The organism is Brevibacterium sp. CFH 10365 (genome assembly GCF_009299785.1).
GTDB classification, from domain to species: Bacteria; Actinomycetota; Actinomycetes; order Actinomycetales; family Brevibacteriaceae; genus Brevibacterium; species Brevibacterium limosum.
The window spans coordinates 18527-38197 of record NZ_VIGO01000005.1 but is presented as its reverse complement, the minus strand read 5'-3'; the positions used below and the strand labels follow the sequence as shown (position 1 = coordinate 38197).

General features: G+C 65.6%; 16 protein-coding genes and 1 tRNA gene. 5 read left to right on the top strand and 12 right to left on the bottom strand.

Features of this window, described 5'->3' with window-relative positions:
• Window positions 1-55: 55 nt before the first annotated feature.
• Window positions 56-3658, bottom strand: coding sequence for a transcription-repair coupling factor (gene mfd, locus FHG09_RS11010; protein WP_152347726.1), 3603 nt, complete (start codon window positions 3656-3658; stop codon window positions 56-58).
• A 103-nt stretch (window positions 3659-3761) separates the two neighbouring features.
• On the opposite strand from mfd, the gene FHG09_RS11005 reads away from it, so the two are divergent.
• Window positions 3762-5234, top strand: coding sequence for an arylsulfotransferase family protein (locus FHG09_RS11005; RefSeq protein ID WP_193627363.1), 1473 nt, complete (start codon window positions 3762-3764; stop codon window positions 5232-5234).
• A 166-nt stretch (window positions 5235-5400) separates the two neighbouring features.
• Window positions 5401-6117: a rhomboid family intramembrane serine protease gene (locus FHG09_RS11000; RefSeq protein ID WP_152347724.1), complete on the top strand. Its 717-nt coding sequence runs from the start codon at window positions 5401-5403 to the stop codon at window positions 6115-6117.
• A 7-nt stretch (window positions 6118-6124) separates the two neighbouring features.
• Here the strand turns inward: FHG09_RS11000 and pth are convergent, their stop codons facing one another.
• From pth to FHG09_RS10970, 6 genes are all read right to left on the bottom strand, one after another.
• Complete coding sequence (pth, locus tag FHG09_RS10995) at window positions 6125-6724, bottom strand: aminoacyl-tRNA hydrolase (protein WP_152347723.1); 600 nt, start codon at window positions 6722-6724, stop codon at window positions 6125-6127.
• A 190-nt stretch (window positions 6725-6914) separates the two neighbouring features.
• A complete protein-coding gene (locus FHG09_RS10990; protein ID WP_152347722.1) occupies window positions 6915-7559 on the bottom strand; it encodes a 50S ribosomal protein L25/general stress protein Ctc in 645 nt (214 codons plus the stop codon).
• Window positions 7560-7708: 149 nt separating this feature from the next.
• The gene (locus tag FHG09_RS10985; RefSeq protein WP_152347721.1) at window positions 7709-8725 is read right to left on the bottom strand and encodes an alpha/beta hydrolase; all 1017 of its coding nucleotides are present in this window, start codon (window positions 8723-8725) and stop codon (window positions 7709-7711) included.
• Between the two features lie 223 nt (window positions 8726-8948).
• Window positions 8949-9920, bottom strand: a complete 972-nt coding sequence (locus FHG09_RS10980) for a ribose-phosphate diphosphokinase (RefSeq protein WP_152347720.1) — start codon at window positions 9918-9920, stop codon at window positions 8949-8951.
• A complete protein-coding gene (glmU, locus tag FHG09_RS10975; RefSeq protein WP_152347719.1) occupies window positions 9913-11370 on the bottom strand; it encodes a bifunctional UDP-N-acetylglucosamine diphosphorylase/glucosamine-1-phosphate N-acetyltransferase GlmU in 1458 nt (485 codons plus the stop codon). The genes FHG09_RS10980 and glmU overlap by 8 nt, the downstream gene beginning before the upstream one ends.
• 32 nt (window positions 11371-11402) lie before the next feature.
• Window positions 11403-11474: transfer RNA gene (locus tag FHG09_RS10970), tRNA-Gln, on the bottom strand.
• 64 nt (window positions 11475-11538) lie between these two features.
• On the opposite strand from FHG09_RS10970, the gene FHG09_RS10965 reads away from it, so the two are divergent.
• Complete coding sequence (locus tag FHG09_RS10965; protein ID WP_152347718.1) at window positions 11539-11928, top strand: hypothetical protein; 390 nt, start codon at window positions 11539-11541, stop codon at window positions 11926-11928.
• A gap of 141 nt (window positions 11929-12069) precedes the next feature.
• Window positions 12070-14625, top strand: a complete 2556-nt coding sequence (locus FHG09_RS10960; RefSeq protein WP_152347717.1) for a UvrD-helicase domain-containing protein — start codon at window positions 12070-12072, stop codon at window positions 14623-14625.
• A gap of 129 nt (window positions 14626-14754) precedes the next feature.
• Here the strand turns inward: FHG09_RS10960 and FHG09_RS10955 are convergent, their stop codons facing one another.
• The 4 genes from FHG09_RS10955 to purN form a co-directional block, all read right to left on the bottom strand.
• Window positions 14755-14937 carry an Rv0909 family putative TA system antitoxin gene (locus FHG09_RS10955; protein ID WP_152347716.1) on the bottom strand — a complete coding sequence of 61 codons (183 nt, stop codon included), beginning with the start codon at window positions 14935-14937 and terminating at the stop codon, window positions 14755-14757.
• 137 nt (window positions 14938-15074) lie between these two features.
• Window positions 15075-15416, bottom strand: a complete 342-nt coding sequence (locus FHG09_RS10950; RefSeq protein WP_152347715.1) for a hypothetical protein — start codon at window positions 15414-15416, stop codon at window positions 15075-15077.
• 1 nt (window position 15417) lies between these two features.
• Complete coding sequence (gene purH, locus FHG09_RS10945; RefSeq protein WP_152347714.1) at window positions 15418-16962, bottom strand: bifunctional phosphoribosylaminoimidazolecarboxamide formyltransferase/IMP cyclohydrolase; 1545 nt, start codon at window positions 16960-16962, stop codon at window positions 15418-15420.
• Window positions 16963-17010: 48 nt separating this feature from the next.
• Complete coding sequence (purN, locus tag FHG09_RS10940) at window positions 17011-17634, bottom strand: phosphoribosylglycinamide formyltransferase (protein ID WP_152347713.1); 624 nt, start codon at window positions 17632-17634, stop codon at window positions 17011-17013.
• A gap of 102 nt (window positions 17635-17736) precedes the next feature.
• Here purN and FHG09_RS10935 point away from each other — a divergent pair, with 102 nt between their 5' ends.
• Window positions 17737-18189: a hypothetical protein gene (locus tag FHG09_RS10935; RefSeq protein ID WP_152347712.1), complete on the top strand. Its 453-nt coding sequence runs from the start codon at window positions 17737-17739 to the stop codon at window positions 18187-18189.
• 158 nt (window positions 18190-18347) lie between these two features.
• Here FHG09_RS10935 and FHG09_RS10930 read toward each other — a convergent pair whose 3' ends face one another.
• Complete coding sequence (locus FHG09_RS10930) at window positions 18348-19655, bottom strand: DUF6350 family protein (protein WP_152347711.1); 1308 nt, start codon at window positions 19653-19655, stop codon at window positions 18348-18350.
• Between the last annotated feature and the right edge of the window lie 16 nt (window positions 19656-19671).

The following is a 19671-nucleotide window of genomic DNA, read 5'->3' as shown; positions in this document are numbered from 1 at the left end:
TCTACGCCACTGCCCTGGCCCGTGGGCCGGTCAGCGATGAACAGTCGGGGAGTTCTCAACCGTTCTTCGCAACTCCGGCCTCGCTGTCCTCCGTGACTTCGGACCCGATGACGGGCAGGATGGCGTCGAGGAACTGGTGTGCCCACCGCAGGATGTCCGAATCGGTCATCTCCTTGGAGTCGAATCCGCTGCCGGCCATCGGTTTGGGAACGAGGACCGAGCGCAGCGCCGGTTTGAGCAGCGACTTCGGGTACAGGCGTTTGAGCCTGACCACCTGGGAGTCGGAGAGTTCGACGGGTCCGAAGCGGATGAAGTTGCCCTGCATGACGATGTCGTTGACCCCGGAGGCCCGGGCGCGAATGCGCAGCCTGGCCACGTCGGCGAGGACGCCGACGGGTTCCGGATAGGGGCCGTAGCGGTCGGTGAGTTCGTCGAGGACTTCCTGCAGCTGCGCTTCGTCGGCCGCCGCCGCAAGCTTTCGGTAGGCCTCGAGACGCAGCCGTTCGTGGTCGACGTAGTCGGCCGGCAGGTGGGCGTCGACGGGCAGTTCGATGCGCATGTCCGCCTCGGGTTCGGTCTCCTCACCGCGGAACTTCGCCACGGCCTCACCGACGAGGCGGACGTAGAGGTCGAAGCCGACGCCTTCGATATGCCCGGACTGCTGACCGCCGAGCAGATTGCCGGCTCCGCGGATCTCGAGGTCCTTCATCGCCACCTGCATTCCGGCACCCAGTTCGGTGTGCGCGGCCAGGGTCGTCAGACGGTCATGTGCGGTCTCGGTCAGCTGTGTGTCCGGCGGGTAGAGGAAGTAGGCGTAGGCGCGTTCGCGTCCTCGTCCCACACGTCCGCGCAGCTGGTGGAGCTGGGAGAGTCCGTAGCGGTCGGCGTTGTCGATGATGAGGGTGTTCGCGTTGGCGATGTCGATTCCGGTTTCGACGATCGTCGTGCACACGAGCACGTCGTATTTCTTCTCCCAGAAGTCGACGATGACCTGCTCGAGTCGGGTCTCGTTCATCTTGCCGTGGGCGATGGCGATCCGGGCCTCGGGCACCATTTCGGCGATGTGGCCGGCGACGGCTTCGATATCGCGGACCCGGTTGTGGATGTAGAAGACCTGGCCCTCGCGCATGAGTTCGCGGCGGATCGCGGCCTTGATCTGCTTGTCTTCGCGTTTGCCCACATAGGTCAGCACCGGGTGCCGCTCTTCCGGCGGCGTGGCCAGGGTCGACATCTCACGGATGCCGGTCACGGCCATCTCCAAGGTGCGCGGGATCGGGGTCGCCGACATGGCGAGGACGTCGACGTTGGTGCGCAGCGCCTTGAGCGTCTCCTTGTGTTCGACGCCGAAGCGCTGCTCCTCGTCGATGATGACCAGCCCGAGTTCCTTGAACCGCACTTCGCCGCTGAGCAGCCGGTGGGTGCCGATGACGAGGTCGAGTTTGCCGTCGGCCAGATCCTCTTTGACCTTCTCCGATTCCTGTTTGGTCTGGAACCGGGAGAGGGCGCCGATGGTGACGGGGAATCCCGAGTAGCGTTCGGCGAAGGTCTCGTAGTGCTGCTGGACGAGCAGCGTCGTCGGCACGAGAACGGCGACCTGTTTGCCTTCCTGGATCGCCTTGAACGCGGCGCGAACCGCGATCTCGGTCTTCCCATAGCCCACATCGCCGCAGATCAGACGGTCCATCGGAACCGTCTTCTCCATGTCCGATTTGACCTCGTCGATGGTGGTCAGCTGATCGGCGGTCTCCACATAGTGGAAGGCGTCCTCGAGTTCGCGCTGCCAGGGTGTGTCCGGTCCGAAGGCATGGCCGACGGTGGCTTGCCGTGCCGAATAGAGGCGGATGAGTTCCCCGGCAATCTCCTTGACGGCCTTGCGGGCCTTCGCCTTCGTCGTCTGCCAGTCGGCGCCGCCCATCTTGTTGAGGTTCGGGCTCTCCCCGCCGACATAGCGGGTGACCTGGTCGAGCGCATCGCTGGGGACGTAGAGGCGGTCGCCGGGCTGTCCGCGTTTGGCCGGCGCGTATTCGATGATGAGGTATTCGCGGGTGTGCTTGTTCGCTCCCCTGCCCGTGGTCCGCTGCGTCATTTCGACGAATCGTCCGACACCGTGCTGGTCGTGGACGACATAGTCGCCGGGCGCCAGGTTGAGCGGGTCGACCTGGTTGCGTCGGCGTCGGGTGGGCAGCTTGCGCATATCCCGCGTCGAGGTGGCCGCCGCCCGACCGAGCACATCGGCCTCGGTGAGCACGGCGAGCTTGAGATCGTCGAAGACGAATCCGCCGAAGGAGGCGGCCGTCGTCACTGTCACCAGCGCTTCGGTCAGATCGGTCGGGTCATCGACGAAGGAGGCGGGCACTCCTGCTTCGGAGAACACCTCGACCATGCGCCGGCCCGGCCCCTGACCTTCGGTGAGCACGAGGATGCGCCACTTGTCGTGGATGAGTCCCTTGACGTCGGCGAGGATCGCTTCGACGTCTCCGGCATAGCCCTTCGGGATGCGGGCGGGCACAGAGAAGATGTTCTCTTCGGGACCGGCGAGCTCCTCATCGGTTGCGAATCCACCGATCTCCCACCACGCCAGACCGATGAGGCGAGCGCCCTCCTCCATTTCGGCCACGGTGCGGAAGCTCGCGGCCGACAGGTCGATCGGGGTCTCTCCCCCACCGGCTGCACCGGTCCAGGCGGCCTCGAGGAATTCGTTCGTCGTCTCCACGAGGTCCGCCGCGCGGGCGTCGACGCGTTCGGGTTCGGTGATGATGATCTTCGACGCGGGCGGCAGCAGAGCGATGATCGGCTCCATTCCGTCGGCGAGGACGGCGGAGAGGGATTCCATGCCTTCGACGGCGACTCCGCCGGCGATCTTGTCGAGCATATCGGCGGCGCTGGGCACCTCCTCGGCGAGTTCTGCCGCCCGCTTCCGCACCGAATCGGTCAGGAGCAGCTCCCGGCACGGCGGTGCCGACAGTTCCAGCGGTTCATCGCCGTCTGCGGCGGGAATGGAACGCTGATCGCTGACGGAGAATTCGCGGATCTCATCGACTTCGTCGCCGAAGAACTCGACGCGCAGCGCCCGCTCCGAGGTGGCCGGGAAGATATCGACGATTCCGCCGCGGACCGCGAATTCGCCGCGTCTGGAGACCATGTCGACACGGGAGTATGCGAGTTCGGTGAGCCGTTCGGCCACGTCGTCGATCTCGGACTCGTCGCCGACGGCCAGCTGGACCGGTTCGATGTCGCCGAGACCCTTGGCCAGAGGCTGGAGGAATGCGCGCACGGGCGCGATGACGAAGGTCAGCTCCCGACCGGGGGTGGGATGGGTCAGACGGCGCAGCACCTCGAGACGCTGGCCGACGGTGTCCGAACGCGGCGACAGCTTCTCGTGCGGCAGGGTCTCCCAACTGGGGAAGATCGCGATCGACGCCGACGGCACCCAGTCGGCCAGCGCCTGAGCAAGGTCTTCGGCCTCACGTGTCGTGGCGGTGACGATGAGCTGCGGCGCCGAGGCCGCCCCGCCGGTCGTGACGGTTCGACGCAGAATCGATGGCCACAGTCCCTTGATCGCATCGATCGTGCCGCCGTCGGTGTTCGGGTCGTTGAAGGCCGCGACGAGTTCGGTGATGGTGGGATTCCGGCGGGTGAGATCAAGTCCGTTGAGCACCCGAACAGTCTAGGCCACACAGCTGACATGGCCCATCCGGTGCCCCTGCAGGCACCGATACCGCGCGCGTGGGCCGAAAACATGTGAGGATGAGCATATGGTCATGAAGAGAACTGTCCTTGCAGGATTGGCCGCAGCGGCGCTCCTGCTCACAGGGTGCACGGCCGATGCCGATGATGACATCGCCGTCGCCGAACGGTGGGACTTCCACTCCCGCCCCGAGCTCGCCCCGCCGAAGGTCGATATCGACTCCGGATCCTTCCCCGACGACAACGGCGATCTGGAGACGTTCCTGGCTCCGAAGGGACAGACCCAGACCGATGACAAGTCCTGGGTCGGCGGTCTCATCCTCGACTCCGCCGGTGACCCGCTGTGGATTCGGGAGAACACCGGTGCCCTGTGGGATCTGCGCGTCCAGGAATATCAGGGACAGCCGGTGCTCACATGGTGGGAGGGTCTGGCCGAAACGCCGCACACCGCCGGTGAGGTCGTCATCCTCGACACCTCGTATCAGGAGATCGCGCGAGTGGGCATGGGCGGGGAACTTCCCAAGGACACCTCCGACCTCCACGAAACGACCATCACTGCCGATGACACCATGTTCCTCATCTCCTATGTGAAGACCCAGACGGACCTGAGCTCGGTCGGCGGAGACGAGGACGGCTGGGTCTGGGAGGGAATCGTCCAGGAGGTCGACATCGAATCCGGTGATCCGCTGTTCGAGTGGCGCACCCTCGACGCCGTGCCCGTCGACCAGTCCGAGGCGGAGCTCAAGGACGGTGAGGGCACGAAGGACGAACCCTTCGACTATATCCACCTCAACTCCGTGTCCGAGGACGATGATGGCAAGGCTCTGCTCGTCTCGGCACGCAATACCCATGCGGTCTACCAGCTCGATCGCAAGAGCGCCGATCTCAACTGGGTCCTCGGCGGCAGGGCCTCGGACTTCGAGATGGGCGACGGCGCCCAGTTCGCCTGGCAGCACGATGCTCAGCGTCGTTCCGATGGAACGCTGACCCTGTTCGACAACCACGCCGCTCCCCGTCTCGGCGATACCCGCGGTCTGCGTCTCGACGTCGATGAGGAGAAGCAGCGCGCCGAGGTGGTCACGGAGTATCCCGCTCCCGACGACCGCTCCTCGGGCAGTCAGGGGAACTTCCAGGAGCTGCCCAACGGCAATGTCGTCCTCGGCTGGGGTTCGGAACCCTATGTCTCGGAGTTCACCAAGGACGGGAAGCTGCTCTCCGACCTCACCTTCACCGGCGGATCGAACTACCGGGCCTACCGCTTCGACTGGCATGCTCAGCCGACCGCTCCCCCGACCGCGACGCAGTCGCAGCCCCAGGCGGACCTCACTCGCGTGCACATGAGCTGGAATGGCGCCACCGAAGTGGCCTCGTGGAGGGTGCTCAGCGGAGACGACGAGGATCATCTGGTCGAGAACACCGAGGTCGAGCGCACCGGGTTCGAGACCGCGGCAGACATCACCCCGAACGGCTCGACGATCATCGCCGAAGCTCTCGACGCCGACGGCGGATCCCTCGGTTCGACTCGAGTGCACCCACGAAGCGAATAGCTCGGCTTCGCTCCCGGTGAGGCACGCCGCGGGGCGGACCTCGAGCGGGAGCACGGACTCACTCAGTATTATCTCAGGGCGATAACGGGCCTAACGGAACGATCACGATTGGTCGGAGGGCCCGGATATTCGGGGTTCTCCAATCTTCATCGCCCACAATTGGGACATGACCGACCACTCCCCACGTTTCTCCGCCGAGGAATCCCGCCTCCTCTTCGGCTCCGACTCCTCCGACTCCGGATCTCCCCGTTCCGGCCGTTCGGCGAATCCCCCGGTCGCACACCTCAACACCACCGTCGACCGATCGCACCTGCTCTCCCGGTTCACTCCGGTGCTGATTGTGCTGGCGGTCATGTGGGTCGTCGAGATCGTCGATGCGATCCTCCCCCTCGACCTCGACATGTTCAGTCTGCAGTCGTGGAACCCGCTGTCGCTCTACGGCCTGGTCACCTCGCCGTTGCTGCATTCGGGATTCGGCCATCTCCTGGCCAATACCTTCCCGTTCCTCGTCCTCGGCATCGTCATCGCTTTCGAGGGCCGACGGCGCTTCTGGATGGTCACGGGCATCACGGCCCTGAGCTCCGGGCTCGGCGCATGGCTGACCACTCTGCCCGGCCAGCACATCGTCGGTGCCTCCGGCATCGTCTTCGGCTTCTTCGGCTACCTCGCAGTGCGCACCTGGTTCACCGACGATGTGCTGCGCAAGATCGTCTACTTCGCCATCGGCCTGTTCATCTTCGTCACCTACGGTGCATCGATGATCTTCGGCATGCTGCCGCAGACCAACGACATCTCCTGGCAGGGCCACCTGTTCGGTTTCGCCGGCGGCATCGTCGCCGCATGGTGGCTGCACCGGCGCTCGGAGAAGCAGAAGACGGCCTGAGCCCTGATCAGCGGGAGTGGAACTTCTGCTGCATGTCGGTGAGCCCGTTGATGATGAGCTCTTCGACGGCGTCGGCGAGGTCGGAGATGAAGATCGGCAGGGTCGTCCGTTCGTCCTTCGAGAAGGGACGCAGCACATGGTCGGCGGTGTCCTGTCGTCCCGGTGGGCGTCCGACTCCCGCACGCACCCGCAGATAGCTCTTCGTCCCCAGCACCGCGGTCATCGAGCGCAGGCCGTTGTGTCCGCCCTCTCCTCCGCCGAGCTTGGCTCTGATCGAGTCGAAGGGCAGGTCCACATCGTCATGGACGGCGATGATGCGGTCGGTGGTGATTCCGTAGAAGTCGGCCAGTGCGCGCACCGGCCCGCCGGATTCGTTCATATACCCCGTCGAGGTGGCCAGCACCACCCGCGGACCGGGCAGTCCCGGAACGCGGCCGGCGGACAGACGCCCGGTGCCGACGTTCGAGCGCAGCTTCGTGCGCGTCAGAGTGGTCCCGATGCGGGAGGCGAGTTCGCTGACGACCATCTGTCCGATGTTGTGCCGGGTCGTTTCGTATTTGGGTCCGGGGTTGCCCAGTCCGAAGACCAACCATGCTTCGTTCGACATTGCCGTCCTTGTCCGTCGTGTCCATGTCCGCCGACCGGGCGGTGATGCTGCTGCCTTCGCTCGCGCGAGACACGTGAGCCGGGGTTCTCTCCCGTGAGACGAATTCGGTGGGCCGCCCGACAGGCGACCCACCGAACAGCGTAGTCAGCAAGTGCTCCTCACGGCATCTCGGTGCAGTGAGGAGAGAAGATCACTCCTCTTCGGAGGCCTCTTCCTCACCGGACTCCGCAGCAGCCTCTGCCTCGGTCGACTCTTCAGCGGTCTCTTCCTCGGCATCGGACTCGGTGTCCATCTCGGCCTCTTCGGAGACGTTGACGATGAGCTGCTCTTCGTCGGCGACGAGCTCGACGCCTGCCGGCAGCTCGACCTGACCGGCCAGCACGTGCTCGCCGGCGGGACGGCCTTCGATGGTGACCTCGATGAGCTCGGGCAGCTTCGTCGCATCGGCCATGACGGCGATGGTCGACTCCTCCTGCGAGACCATGGTGCCGGGAGCGGCTTCTCCGACGACGTGGATGGGCACGTCGACCTCGATCTTCTCTCCGCGCTTGACGATGATGAGGTCGAGGTGCTCGATGTCACGACGCACGGGCTCGATCTGGACGTCACGCGCAATGGCGAGGACGTTCTTCGATCCGTCGGTGCTTTCGATCTCGAGCAGCGCGTTCGCGTGCTTGAGAGCCAGCATGGTGGCGTGGCCCTCGAGCGACACGTGAACGGGGTCTCCGCCGTGACCGTAGATGACAGCGGGGATGCGACCCGCGCGGCGGATGCGGCGCGCTGCGCCCTTGCCGAACTCATTGCGAGCTTCGGCCAGAAGTTTGAAGTCAGCCATTTTCTCTCCTTCGTGGTGAACTTACCTTCGAGCACCACGGCGAAACAGCCTGAGAACCCACGCGAACCTCGAACCCTGTGGGCTTGAGTTCGTGGGACAGGACCGCGTCGATCACGGAGACATCAGTCTCCCTCGCCGAGGCAACCCGGCTATTCTACGGCACCGTCCGTTTCGGCACCAATTCGAGAGGTCACGGCTGCGGCGCAGGCATCGATCCCGGTCTCGGTGAGGAGGATGTCGTAGTGATTGGTCCCCTGCACATCGACCATGCCCATCCGCGGCCATCGCCGGGCGAAGTCGGCGGTCAGCTCGGGCGGGTAGAGGCCAGGTTCGGCGGCGACGAGGTCGCGTCCGGCGAAGAGGAAGACCACCTCGGCCTGGGAGTCGTCGCTGCCCATGATCGTCTCCAGCGCCTCACGGTAGGCCGACCCGGTGTACATGTCCGCCGAATCGGCCTGCATCGCCTCCACCGAGGTCGACGGCTGGAACGAATGGTCGTCCTTGGCCGCCAGGTCATAGACGAAGCTCTCGGTGGCCACGGTGTCGAGCCCGTCGACGAAGGCGGGGTGAGCGGCGAAGTACGCCAGGTACTCCTCGACGCTGCCGAAGCTCATCGACAGCCGCTCGGCTGCCGGGCCGAGGACGGCGGCGATGAGGTCGTCGGTGTCGAGATCCTCATCGTTGAGGTCATCGACGGGACCGTCGCCATGGGGCTGTCCCACGGGCAGGGGAAGCCCCCCGTCGATGAGGACGGGACCGCGGAAACGGCGGGCCGCCTCGGCGCCGGCATCGGTGTTCTGCTCAGCCGACATCCCGGCCAGGGTCACGGCGACGAACCCGCCCATGGAATGCCCGACCAGGGTGACGGGTCCGTCCGGGGCGAAGGTGTCGACGGCGGCGAGGACGTCCTGGGCGTGGGCGGCCATTCCGTACGGGCCGGGCAGGGTGCGGGAGTCGGCCCGCCCGCGCAGGTCGGGGCCGATGACGCGGACGCCGGGCAGGGCGGAGACGAGGCCCGCGAAGAACAGGTGGTTGGAGGTGATGCCGTGGATGACGCCCACGGTGGGCACACGCCCGGGGCCGGTCGCCACCGGCTCCCACACTCCCACGGACAGCTGCCCTCCGGGAACGTCCACGCGGTACCGGTTGTAATCGTGTGAGGACATCGTCCCTGATCCCTTCGCTTAGGCGTTGTCTCCAGTGTAGGACCTCCCAGCAGCGACGACGATGGGGTTCCGCGCATGGGACCGACCGGGCCGCCGACTCCGGCCTGCCCGAATCACCTGGTCCGAACGCGGCGGAGCCCCGAGACGATGATCGACTCGGGGCTCCGTCGGTGTCAGCGGCCGCACCTTCGTGCGGACGGTCGTGGTCTCGGACCTCGTGGACTCAGACCTCGAAGAGGCTCGTGACCGATCCGTCCTCGAAGACCTCGTGCACGGCACGGGCGATGAGCGGGGCGATCGAGAGCACGGTGAGCTTGTCGAACTTCTTGTCGTCGCTCAGCGGCAGGGTGTTGGTGACGATGACCTCTTCGGCCACGGAGTTCGACAGGCGTTCGACGGCCGGGCCGGAGAACACGGCGTGGGTGGACACGACGATGACGCCCTTGGCGCCGGCCGCCATGCAGGCCTCGGCGGCCTGGACGATGGTGCCGCCGGTGTCGATCATGTCGTCGACGAGCACGCAGGTGCGGCCCTCGACCTCACCGACGACGCGGTTGGCCTTCGTCTCGTTCGGTCGGGTGATGTCGCGGGTCTTGTGGATGAAGGCCAGCGGCACTCCGCCCAGTGAGTTCGACCAGTTCTCGGCGACCTTGATGCGCCCTGCGTCGGGAGAGACCACGGCGAGATCGCCGGGATAGTTCTCCTTGACGTATCCGGCGAGGATCGGCATGGCGATGAGGTGGTCGACAGGGCCGTCGAAATACCCCTGGATCTGCGCGGTGTGCAGATCGACGGTGATGATGCGGTCGGCACCGGCGGTCTTGTACAGGTCGGCGACGAGGCGAGCGGAGATGGGCTCACGGCCGCGGTGCTTCTTGTCCTGCCGTGCGTACGGGAAGAACGGAGCGATGACGGTGATCCGCTTGGCCGATGCGCGCTTGAGCGCGTCGACCATGATCAGCTGCTCCATCAGCCATTCGTTGATGGGAGCACAGTGGGACTGGAGTACGAAGACGTCGCTGCCGCGGACCGACTCTGAATAGCGGACGTAGATCTCACCGTTCGCGAAGTTGTAGATGTCGGTGGGGAGGAGTTCGGTCCCCAGGTTCTCCGCGACTTGTTCGGCGAGTTCGGGGTTTGCCCGACCGCTGACCAGGACGAGCTTCTTATCGCCCGTCGTCGTTATCTCATTCACTAATCCGTTCCCCTTCGGACGCGTTCTCGGCGGCCTGCGCTGCAGGCGTGCCCGGACGGTTTGTCTGGACCCAGCCCTCCAGGTTGCGCTGCGGGGCCACGGAGATGGCCAGCGCTCCTGCAGGGACATCCTTGCGCACCGTCGTGCTTGCACCCGAATAGGCGCCGTCGCCCACGGTGACAGGGGCGACATACATATTGTCCGAGCCCATGCGTGCATGCTTGCCGATGACGGTGCGGTGCTTGTTGACGCCGTCGTAGTTGACGAACACCGAGGCGGCTCCGATGTTCGAACCCTCCCCGATCTCCGCATCGCCGACGTAGGAGAGGTGGGGCACCTTCGCACCCTTGCCGATATCGGCTTTCTTCGTCTCCACGAAGGTGCCGATCTTTCCGGACTCGCCGAGCTTGGTGCCCGGACGCAGATAGGCGAACGGTCCGACATCGGCCTTCGGACCGACGACGGCGAGCTCACCGTGGGTGCGCACAACCTGTGCGCCCTCTCCCACCTCGGTGTCCTTGAGCGTGGTGTCGGGGCCGACGATGGCACCGGCTCCGATGTCGGTGGCGCCCAGCAGCTGGGTGCCCGGCAGGATCGTCGCATCGGCGGCGATGGAGACGTCGACGTCGATCCACGTGGTGTCGGGGTCGATGATGGAGACTCCGGCGCGCATGAACTTCTCGCACTGGCGCCGGTTGAGTTCCTTGCCGAGGTTGGCCAGCTGCACGCGATCGTTCGCTCCTTCGACCTGCCACAGGTCGTCGGTGGCGGTGGCGGCAACGGACAGCCCGGCCTCGCGGGACGCTCCGATGACGTCGGTGAGATACTTCTCACCTTGGGCGTTGTCGGTGGTCAGAGACGCCAGACCCTGCCGCAGCGCGGAGGCGTCGAAGGCGTAGATCCCGGAGTTGATCTCGCGGATGGCCCGCTCGGTCTCGCTCGCGTCCTTCTGTTCGACGATGCTCAGCAGGGCGCCGTTCGCGTCGCGGACGATGCGGCCGTACCCGTTGGGGTCGTCCACCTCGGCGGACAGGACGGTCACGGCGTTGGCGTCGGATTCGTGGATCTCGACGAGCCCGGTGATCGTCTCGGTCGTCAGCAGCGGCACATCGCCGTAGGTGACGACGACGGTTCCGCTGAGGTCCTCGGGCAGCTGGGTCAGCGCACATTCGGTGGCGCGTCCGGTGCCGGGGAGGTCATCCTGGTCGGCGATGAGCAGGGTCCGCTGGGAGGACACGGGGAGGGAGTCGAGGTGGGCGACGAGCTGATCGCGCTCGTGGCGGACGACGACGATGAGGTGTTCGGGAGAGGTTCCGGCCGCAGCGGCGACGGAGTGATGGAGCAGGGAGCGTCCGCCGATGGGATGCATCACCTTGGGAAGAGCCGACTTCATTCGAGTGCCTTGGCCCGCTGCCAGTACGATGACGGCGGTCGGATGAGTCTGCGACATAGTTGAATCCTTCGCATGTCGGGTTGGGCCAGCTCCGCCCATAGGATTCGAACCTATACTGCACGGCTCCAAAGGCCGGCGTGCTGCCATTACACCAGGGCGGAACAGCGTGCACCAGTAGAGGGGCCCGCGCTCACGAGACACCATCATGCCACTACGATTAACTGTATGGAAATTCTACGCGAGATTCTTCTGACCCTGCATCTGCTGGGCATGGCGATCATCGTCGGTGGCTATTTCACCGTCATCCGCTCCCCCAGAGTGATGCCGGGAATGCTGCATGGCGCTTATCTGCAGCTGCTCACCGGCCTGCTGCTCATGGGCCTGGCCGAGATGGGCGATGGCACCGTCAATCATATGAAGATCGGGATCAAGCTGGTCGTGGCGATCCTCGTCACGGTCTTCGCCTTCATCGGCAACAGGAAGCAGAAGGCCTTCGCAGCGTCTGCCCCCGCCGAGGGCGGTGCCGTGGCGGTGAAGAATCCGTCGGCGACCATGGCGCACCTGGTCGTCATCTTCGCAGTCATCAACGTGATCGTGGCCGTCTTCGTCCACTGATAACCCCCATTTGCTACCTGACGGCCCAGCAACCTCGTGCGAGGTTGCTGGGCCGCCGTCAGGTAGTTCTGAGGGGTGTGGGACGCGTGGGGAGGGACCGATCGTGTCGTGTCCGGGGCTGACGGTATCGTGGGGGGCGACATGACTGCTGCAGCTGAACACACCGACCATGCCGCCGGCGCCGACTCCCGAGCGGCCGAACTCCTCACCGGACTCAACCCCAGGCAGCGCGAGGCCGTGATCCACACCGGGTCCCCGCTGCTCATCGTCGCCGGAGCCGGATCGGGCAAGACGACCGTGCTCACTCGACGCATCGCCTATGCGCTGGCCACCGGTCGCGCCCACCCCGGCGAAGTCCTGGCGATCACATTCACGAACAAGGCCGCGAAGGAGATGGCCGAACGCGTGTCCTCGATCGTCGGCCCCGCTTCCCGCGCCATGTGGGTCTCGACCTTCCACTCCTCGTGTGTGCGCATCCTCCGCCGCGAGGCGAAGGTGCTGGGCATGAAGTCGAACTTCACCATCTACGACGCCCAGGATGCTCAGCGACTCGTCGCTCAGATCCTCAAGGAGCTCGGCCTCGACACGAAGAAATACGCACCGCGGGCCATCCTGCACCGGATCTCGAACCTCAAGAACGAGCTGCAGACCCCCGATGACTTCATCCCGCGCCCCAACAACCCCGCCGACGAGGTGCTCGCCGACGTCTTCAAGCGCTACACCTCTCGCCTGCGCCTGGCCAATGCCTTCGACTTCGACGACCTCATCGCAGAGACCGTCCATCTCTTCGGCGCCTTCCCCGAGGTGGCCGATTCCTACCGTCGCCGGTTCCGCCACATCCTCGTCGACGAGTACCAGGACACGAACCCGGCACAGTACGCTCTGATCAAGGCCTTGGCCGGTGATGGCGCCGGAGGTCCCACGGGAGCCGAACTCACCGTCGTCGGCGACGCCGACCAGTCGATCTATGCCTTCCGCGGTGCCACTGTCCGCAATATCGTCGAGTTCGAGAAGGACTTCCCGAATGCGGACACCATTCTGCTGGAGCAGAACTACCGCTCGACGCAGAACATCCTCGACGCGGCCAATGCCGTGATCGCGAACAACGACGACCGTCGGGAGAAGAAGCTGTGGACCTCGGAGGGAACGGGCGAGCAGATCGTCGGCTGGGTGGCCGAGAACGAGCAGGGCGAAGCCCGGTTCATCGTCGACCGCATCGACGACCTCATCGACGAAGAGAAGTACACCTACGGTGATTTCGCAGTGTTCTACCGCACGAACGCGCAGTCGCGTGCCATCGAAGATGCGCTGGTCCGCTCCGGAATCCCGTACAAGGTCGTCGGCGGCACCCGCTTCTACGAACGCAAGGAGATCAAGGACGCCCTCGCCTACCTGCGCGTCGTCTCGAACCCCGATGACGACGTCAACCTGCGCCGCATCCTCAACGTGCCCAAACGCTCCATCGGCGACCGCACCGAAGGCCTCATCGCCGACTTCGCCGAGCGGGAGAACATCAGCTTCTTCACCGCTCTGGGCCGCCTCGACGAGATCCCGCACCTGAGTTCGCGCGCCCTGACCTCGGTGAAGAAGTTCTTTGACCTCATGCAGGATCTGCGCTCGACCGCCGAGTCCTCTCCTCTCTCCCGCGTCATCGAGGCGATCCTCGAACAGTCCGGGTACCTCGAATCGCTGCAGAAGAGCACCGATCCGCAGGACGAGTCCCGCGTCGACAACCTCGCCGAGCTCGTCGCCGTGGCCGAGGACTTCGTCGCCACGCGCGAGGCTGCCGCGGTTGCGGAACCAGGCACACCAGATGATGCTGACACCAACACAGGAATCGACACCGAGGTGACCGTCGCCGAAACGGCGACCGAGGCAGGGAGCGAAACCGCCGCCGAGGCGGCCGCTCCCGACGCCGATGACACCGGTTCCGCTGACGCCTCCGCCGCTCCGGGTGTCGGGCCCGCGGCGATCGACCAGTTCCTCGAACAGGTGGCTCTGGCCTCGGACACGGATCAGATTCCCGATGCCGAACTCGGCCAGGTCACGCTGATGACTCTGCACACGGCCAAGGGCCTGGAGTTCCCGGTGGTCTTCCTCACCGGACTCGAAGACGGCGGGTTCCCGCATTCGCGGTCGTTCGAGAATCCGCAGGAGCTGTCGGAGGAGCGACGTCTGGCGTATGTCGGGCTCACGCGTGCCCGGCAGCGGCTGCTCGTCACCCGCGCGGAGACCCGCAGCATGTGGGGTCAGCCTCAGTACAATCCGCCGAGCCGGTTCCTGTCCGAGATCCCGGAGAACCTCATCAGCTGGGAGAACACAGGCAGCTTCTCCGGAGGATTCTCCGGCGGCTTCGGCTCGGGAGGGTTCGGGTCCGGCGGGTACGGCTCCAGCGGCTATTCCTCCGGATACTCCGGAGGCTCACGCGGCTTCGGGTCGTCGCGCTCGTCCGGCAGCGGATCCCGCTCGAGTGCGAGTTCATCGGCCCCGGTAGCCGGATTCCCCAACCGAATCCGCCCCAACCGCGAGGTCATCTCCGTCGAGGTCGGCGAAAAGGTCTCGCACGAGTCCTTCGGGCTCGGTACCGTCACCGAGGTCAACGGCGTCGGCGACAAGACCGTGGCGGTCGTCGATTTCGGTTCGGCCGGGTCGAAGCGACTGCTGCTGCGCTACGCCCCGATCGAGAAGCTCGGCTGAGTCGACCGCGGCGGCGGATGCACGGTTCAGCCGTGCTGCTCCACCGCTGCGGCAGACAAGAAGGCGCCGAGGAGAATCTGAGTTCTCCTCGGCGCCTTTTCCATGCCGGACGCGGCTATGGAGTGAAAGTCAGTCGTTGCCGATCTTGCCATCGGCTCCGTCGCGACCCTTGTCGATCTGGTCTTCGAACTTGCCGCCGGTGGCGTTGTTGGCGGCGTCAGCAGCCTTGTCCAGGCCCTGGTCGCTGATCTCTTCACCCTTGTCGCTATTCATGGCGTCCTTGGCTTTGTTTGTCAGATCGTCCAGTCCCATGCTGTCTCCTTTCATCGGAAAAGGTTCTCAGCGAACCTCTTGACGCCACTCACCTTGCCATTGTTCCCGACGTGACGACACCTGTCGGTCCCATTTCTCAGCAAATGCACATACTGCGTTTTTCCGAGGTCGACCCGTCACCTGCTCAGGGGCACGAGGAAGGCCAATCCGACAAGCAGTCCGGCGAACAGCAGACAGGTGGTGATGTCGACGGCCTTCGACCGGTTCGTCCACACTTCGGTCCACGGCGGGGGCATCGCGCGGAACCCGGAGAGACCGGCGGGCACGATCGCCAGGACGACAGCGCCGAGGCGGAAGTCGACAACCGAGCATGCCGCGGCGGCGGCGACTCCCAGGAGACAGCCGAGCAGCACCCAGTCACGCCGGGTGGGATGGGCGTACCGGCGTTTCCAGTAGATCCATCGCTTGGCGATCGGCCCTCTCCCCCGCCGTGCATGGCGGGGGTGGGGTCGTTTCATCTCAGTGGAAGAAATGGCGGCTCCCGGTCAGGTACATCGTGATGCCGGCCTCCTCCGCGGCCGCGATGACCTCATCGTCGCGGATCGATCCGCCCGGCTGCACCACGGCGGTGACCCCGGCGTCGATGAGGATCTGCAGACCGTCGGGGAAGGGGAAGAAGGCGTCCGACGAGGCGACCGCACCCGCGGCGCGCTCGGCACCGGCCCGTTCGACGGCGAGTTTGGCCGAGTCGACGCGGTTGACCTGGCCCATGCCCACCCCCACCGAGGCGCCGCCCTTGGCGAGCAGGATCGCGTTGGATTTCACGGCCCGCCCGGCCTTCCACGCGAATTCGAGGTCGGCGAGGACCTCCGGGGTTGCTGCCGATCCTGCGGCCAGGGTCCAGTTCTCCGGGGAGTCTCCCTCGGCCTGGAAGGCGTCGCGGTCCTGGACGAGGAAGCCACCGCTGATCGGCTTGATCTCGACGGTGGGCACATCGATGTCGCCGAGTTCGAGCAGACGCAGGTTCTTCTTCGTCGTGAGGATCTCGAGGGCCTCGGCGCTGAAGGACGGAGCAGCCAGGCACTCTGTGAAGATCGGCTTGATCGAAGCGGCCAGCTCGGCGTCGACCTCACGGTTCGTGGCGATGACACCGCCGTAGGCCGACAGCGGATCGCATTCGTGGGCGGTCTTGTGCGCTGCGGCTGCGGTCTCACCGACGGCGATTCCGCACGGGTTCGCGTGCTTGATGATGGCCACGGCCGGCTGGTCGAAGTCGAAGGCTGCGCGGATCGCAGCATCGGTGTCCGTGTAGTTGTTGTACGACATCGCCTTGCCGCCGAGCAGCTCTGCACCGGCGATTCCGGCAGTGCCGTCGGAGTACACGGCGGCGGCCTGGTGCGGGTTCTCTCCGTAGCGCAGGTCGGCGATCTTCTCACCGGTGAGTCCGGCGAATGCGGCCTTCTCTTCGGTGGCGAGTTCTGCGGCGAACCAGGACGCGACAGCCGAGTCGTAGGCCGCGGTGTGGGCGAAGGCTCTTGCTGCGAAGGAGCGTCGGGCCTCGAGGTCGAAGCCGTCTCCGGCAGCGGAGTCGAGCACGGCCGAGTAGTCGGTCGGATCGGTCACGACGGTGACCGTGGGGTGGTTCTTCGCCGCCGCGCGCACCATCGAGGGCCCGCCGATGTCGATCTGCTCGATGCAGTCGTCGAAGCCGGCACCGCTGGCGACGGTGTCGGCGAACGGGTAGAGGTTGACGACGACGAGGTCGAAGGGTTCGATCTCGAGTTCGGACAGCTGTTCCAGGTGCTCGGGTTTGCGGGAGTCGGCGAGGATGCCGGCGTGGACGCGCGGGTGGAGGGTCTTGACCCGTCCTTCGAGGCATTCGGGGAACCCGGTGAGCTCTTCGACCTTCGTCACTGCGGCCCCCGCCTCGGCGATCTTCGCCGCCGTGGATCCGGTCGACACGATCTGGACTCCGGCTGCGTGGAGGCCGCGAGCCAGCTCCTCCAGTCCGGTCTTGTCGTAGACGCTGATCAGCGCTCTCTTGATCGCGCGGGTTCCTGTCACAGATCCTCCTTGAGGTTCGGTCGCCGGTCGGTTCTTCGCACGGCGGGGTCAGTGGGCGGTCATCGCCGAGGCGGCATATCCGCGGACATGCCGACCGTCGACGACGAGGTCGGTGTGGGCCAGGTGCGCGAGCAGACGCACGAGCTCTTCGCGTTCACGGGCTTTGATGTTCTCGTGCACGGTCTCCTCGGTGTCGTCATCGCCGATGGGCACCGCGTACTGGGTGATGATCGGTCCTGTGTCGACTCCGGTATCGACGAGATGGATGGTTCCGCCGGTCAGCTTCACCCCATGGGCGAGCGCGTCGCGGACTCCGTGTGCACCCGGGAACGACGGCAGCAGCGCCGGGTGGGTGTTGATGATCCGGGAGGGGAAGGCTTCGACGAAGCTGGCGCCGAGGATGCGCATGAACCCGGCGGAGACCACCCAGTCCGGGGCGAGTCCGGCCACCGTGTCCTTCAGGGCCGCGTTCCACTCGTCACGGTCGGCGAAGTCCTTGGGCCGGACGACGAAGGAGGGAATCGAATGCTGCTCGGCTCGGGCCAGGACTCCGGCCGTGGCCGAATCGGCTCCGATGGCGACGATGTCGACTCCGCGGGCCCCGTCGGCGAAAGCGTCGATGACGGACTGCGTGAGGGTCCCGGATCCTGATGCCAGAAGAACGATGCGCACCCGCACAGTCTAACGTCTGCCGCGCACGGACGATGCCCGGCTGTCATCGTGCGGACACGGCCCGCCGAGGCATTTGTCAGTCGACTGTGAGAAACTGGCGTGGTGACGTCACCGCAGAATACCGAAGAGAAGAAGGCGCCGACCCCCGAAGAGGAGGCACAGGCCGCACCGGCACGACATGGGCTCGTCCTGATCCTGCTGATCCTCGCCTCGGTGCTGACGTTCACCTATCAGCTGCCATTCAAGCTCGCCGCCATCGGCTTCGCCATCGCCGCGGTCGTGTGGTCGGTGAAGTACATCGTCGCCGTGGTCAGGACCAAGCAGCGCCGGAACATGTCCTTGGGCATCCTCGGCGGCCTGCTCAGCGTCTATCTCATCTTCTCCACAATGTCCTCGGTCGTCCTCTGGCCGGTGCAGTCGAAGTACGAGGAATGCCTGCGCGATGCGATCACGCAGCAGGCGCAGCTGTCCTGCACCAGCGAATATCAGTCGGGTCTGGGTGACTGGTTCAAGCAGATCACCGGCCAGGAGCTCGATCTGCCCGGGACCAACTGACCCACGTGGTCCGATCCCCGATCGTTCGGCGCTGATCTCCTCACCGAGGATGCCCTCTACTCACGTCTGAGACCGCCTCCAAGTCGGCGTGCAGTTCACGCCGCAATTGCGGCGAGTGCGCTTCCCCTCTCCAAGGGGCACCGAGGCGGCCCACCCGTCTATCGCAGTTCGTCTTCGTCGACGAAGTCGTCGGCGACCGGTTCCGGCACGTCCTTGTCGAAGGCATCCGCTGTGTCGCCCTCGCCGAGTTCTTCCTCTTCGTCATCATCGGCGAAATCGGAGTAGACGGTGTGCAGACCGGAGAGTCTGATCAGCAGCAGGCCGGCGACCGTCCCCATACCGATCCACCCCGTGATTGCCAGCGCTGACGTCAGCGCCGAGGGCCCGAATCCGGACAGGCCCAGCGGCCCCAGGGCTCCGCCGGCGAAGAGTGCGAGGATCTCGAAGGTGACGAACAGGAGTCCGATCGCGATTCCGAGCCCCGTCCACGACTGTGCGGCGATTTCGCGAGCTCGGACACGACCGAGGATGACGCACAGCAGACCGACCAGCACGAGAAGTGCCGGTGCGGCCGCCGTCCACGCCGGATAGTCACCGGTGAGCAGCCGCAGCACGTGCACATCGGGAACCGGTGCGGACGTCGACCTGAATGCCGAGCTCGTCCCCGCCCCGCCGATGCTCACCCCTGTCCCGGCGGTCCAGGACAGAGCCGAGTAGAAGACGCTCGGTGCGAAGAGCACCTGGACGATGATGAGACCGATGCCGGCGGCGACCGGTGAGCTGTAGACCTGCGCAGTGTCGGCGACGTCGTTCCAGCGGAGGACGATGCCGACGACGATCACGATCGCAGCAGCGGCCACGGCCGCCCACAGCAGACGACGGAGGAGTCTGGAGGCGACGCTCCAGGCGTCGATCCCGAGCATGGACAGCCCGGGAATGTCACCGATTCCACGGACACGAACGAATCCCCACGCAACGGCCGAGGTGAGGAAGAGGACGATTCGGAGGAATCCGCCCGGAGTCACTGTGGCCTGACCGACCAGGATCGCCAGCGCGAGCAGAGGACAGGCGTAGGCGACGACGAAGGTGCCCACAGCTGTGCCCATGAGAGCCCACCACCCACTCGGATCGTCCTCACTCTCCGTCTGACTGGCTGCGGCTGTGCTGTCGACCACTCGCTTGGCGGCCGCCGCCACGAGGAACCACAGCCCCAGAGTCACGAGGCTCGGAGCCAGGGAGAAGTCGAACCCCAGAGTCGAGACGCTCAGCCCCGAGACCGTCGCCCACAGCGCGAACGCCCATTCGGGAATCGCCGAATACGGCAGCTGTGAGCCGAGACCGATGATCCAGAAGACGGTCGAGACGACGAATCCTGCGGGCACGACGATGAGGTCGATCTTCACGACTTCCATGAGGGCTGTGAAGATCGTCCGACGGTACGGCTGAGGGTGTGGAGAAGTGTGCATCAGGACCATTTTCGCT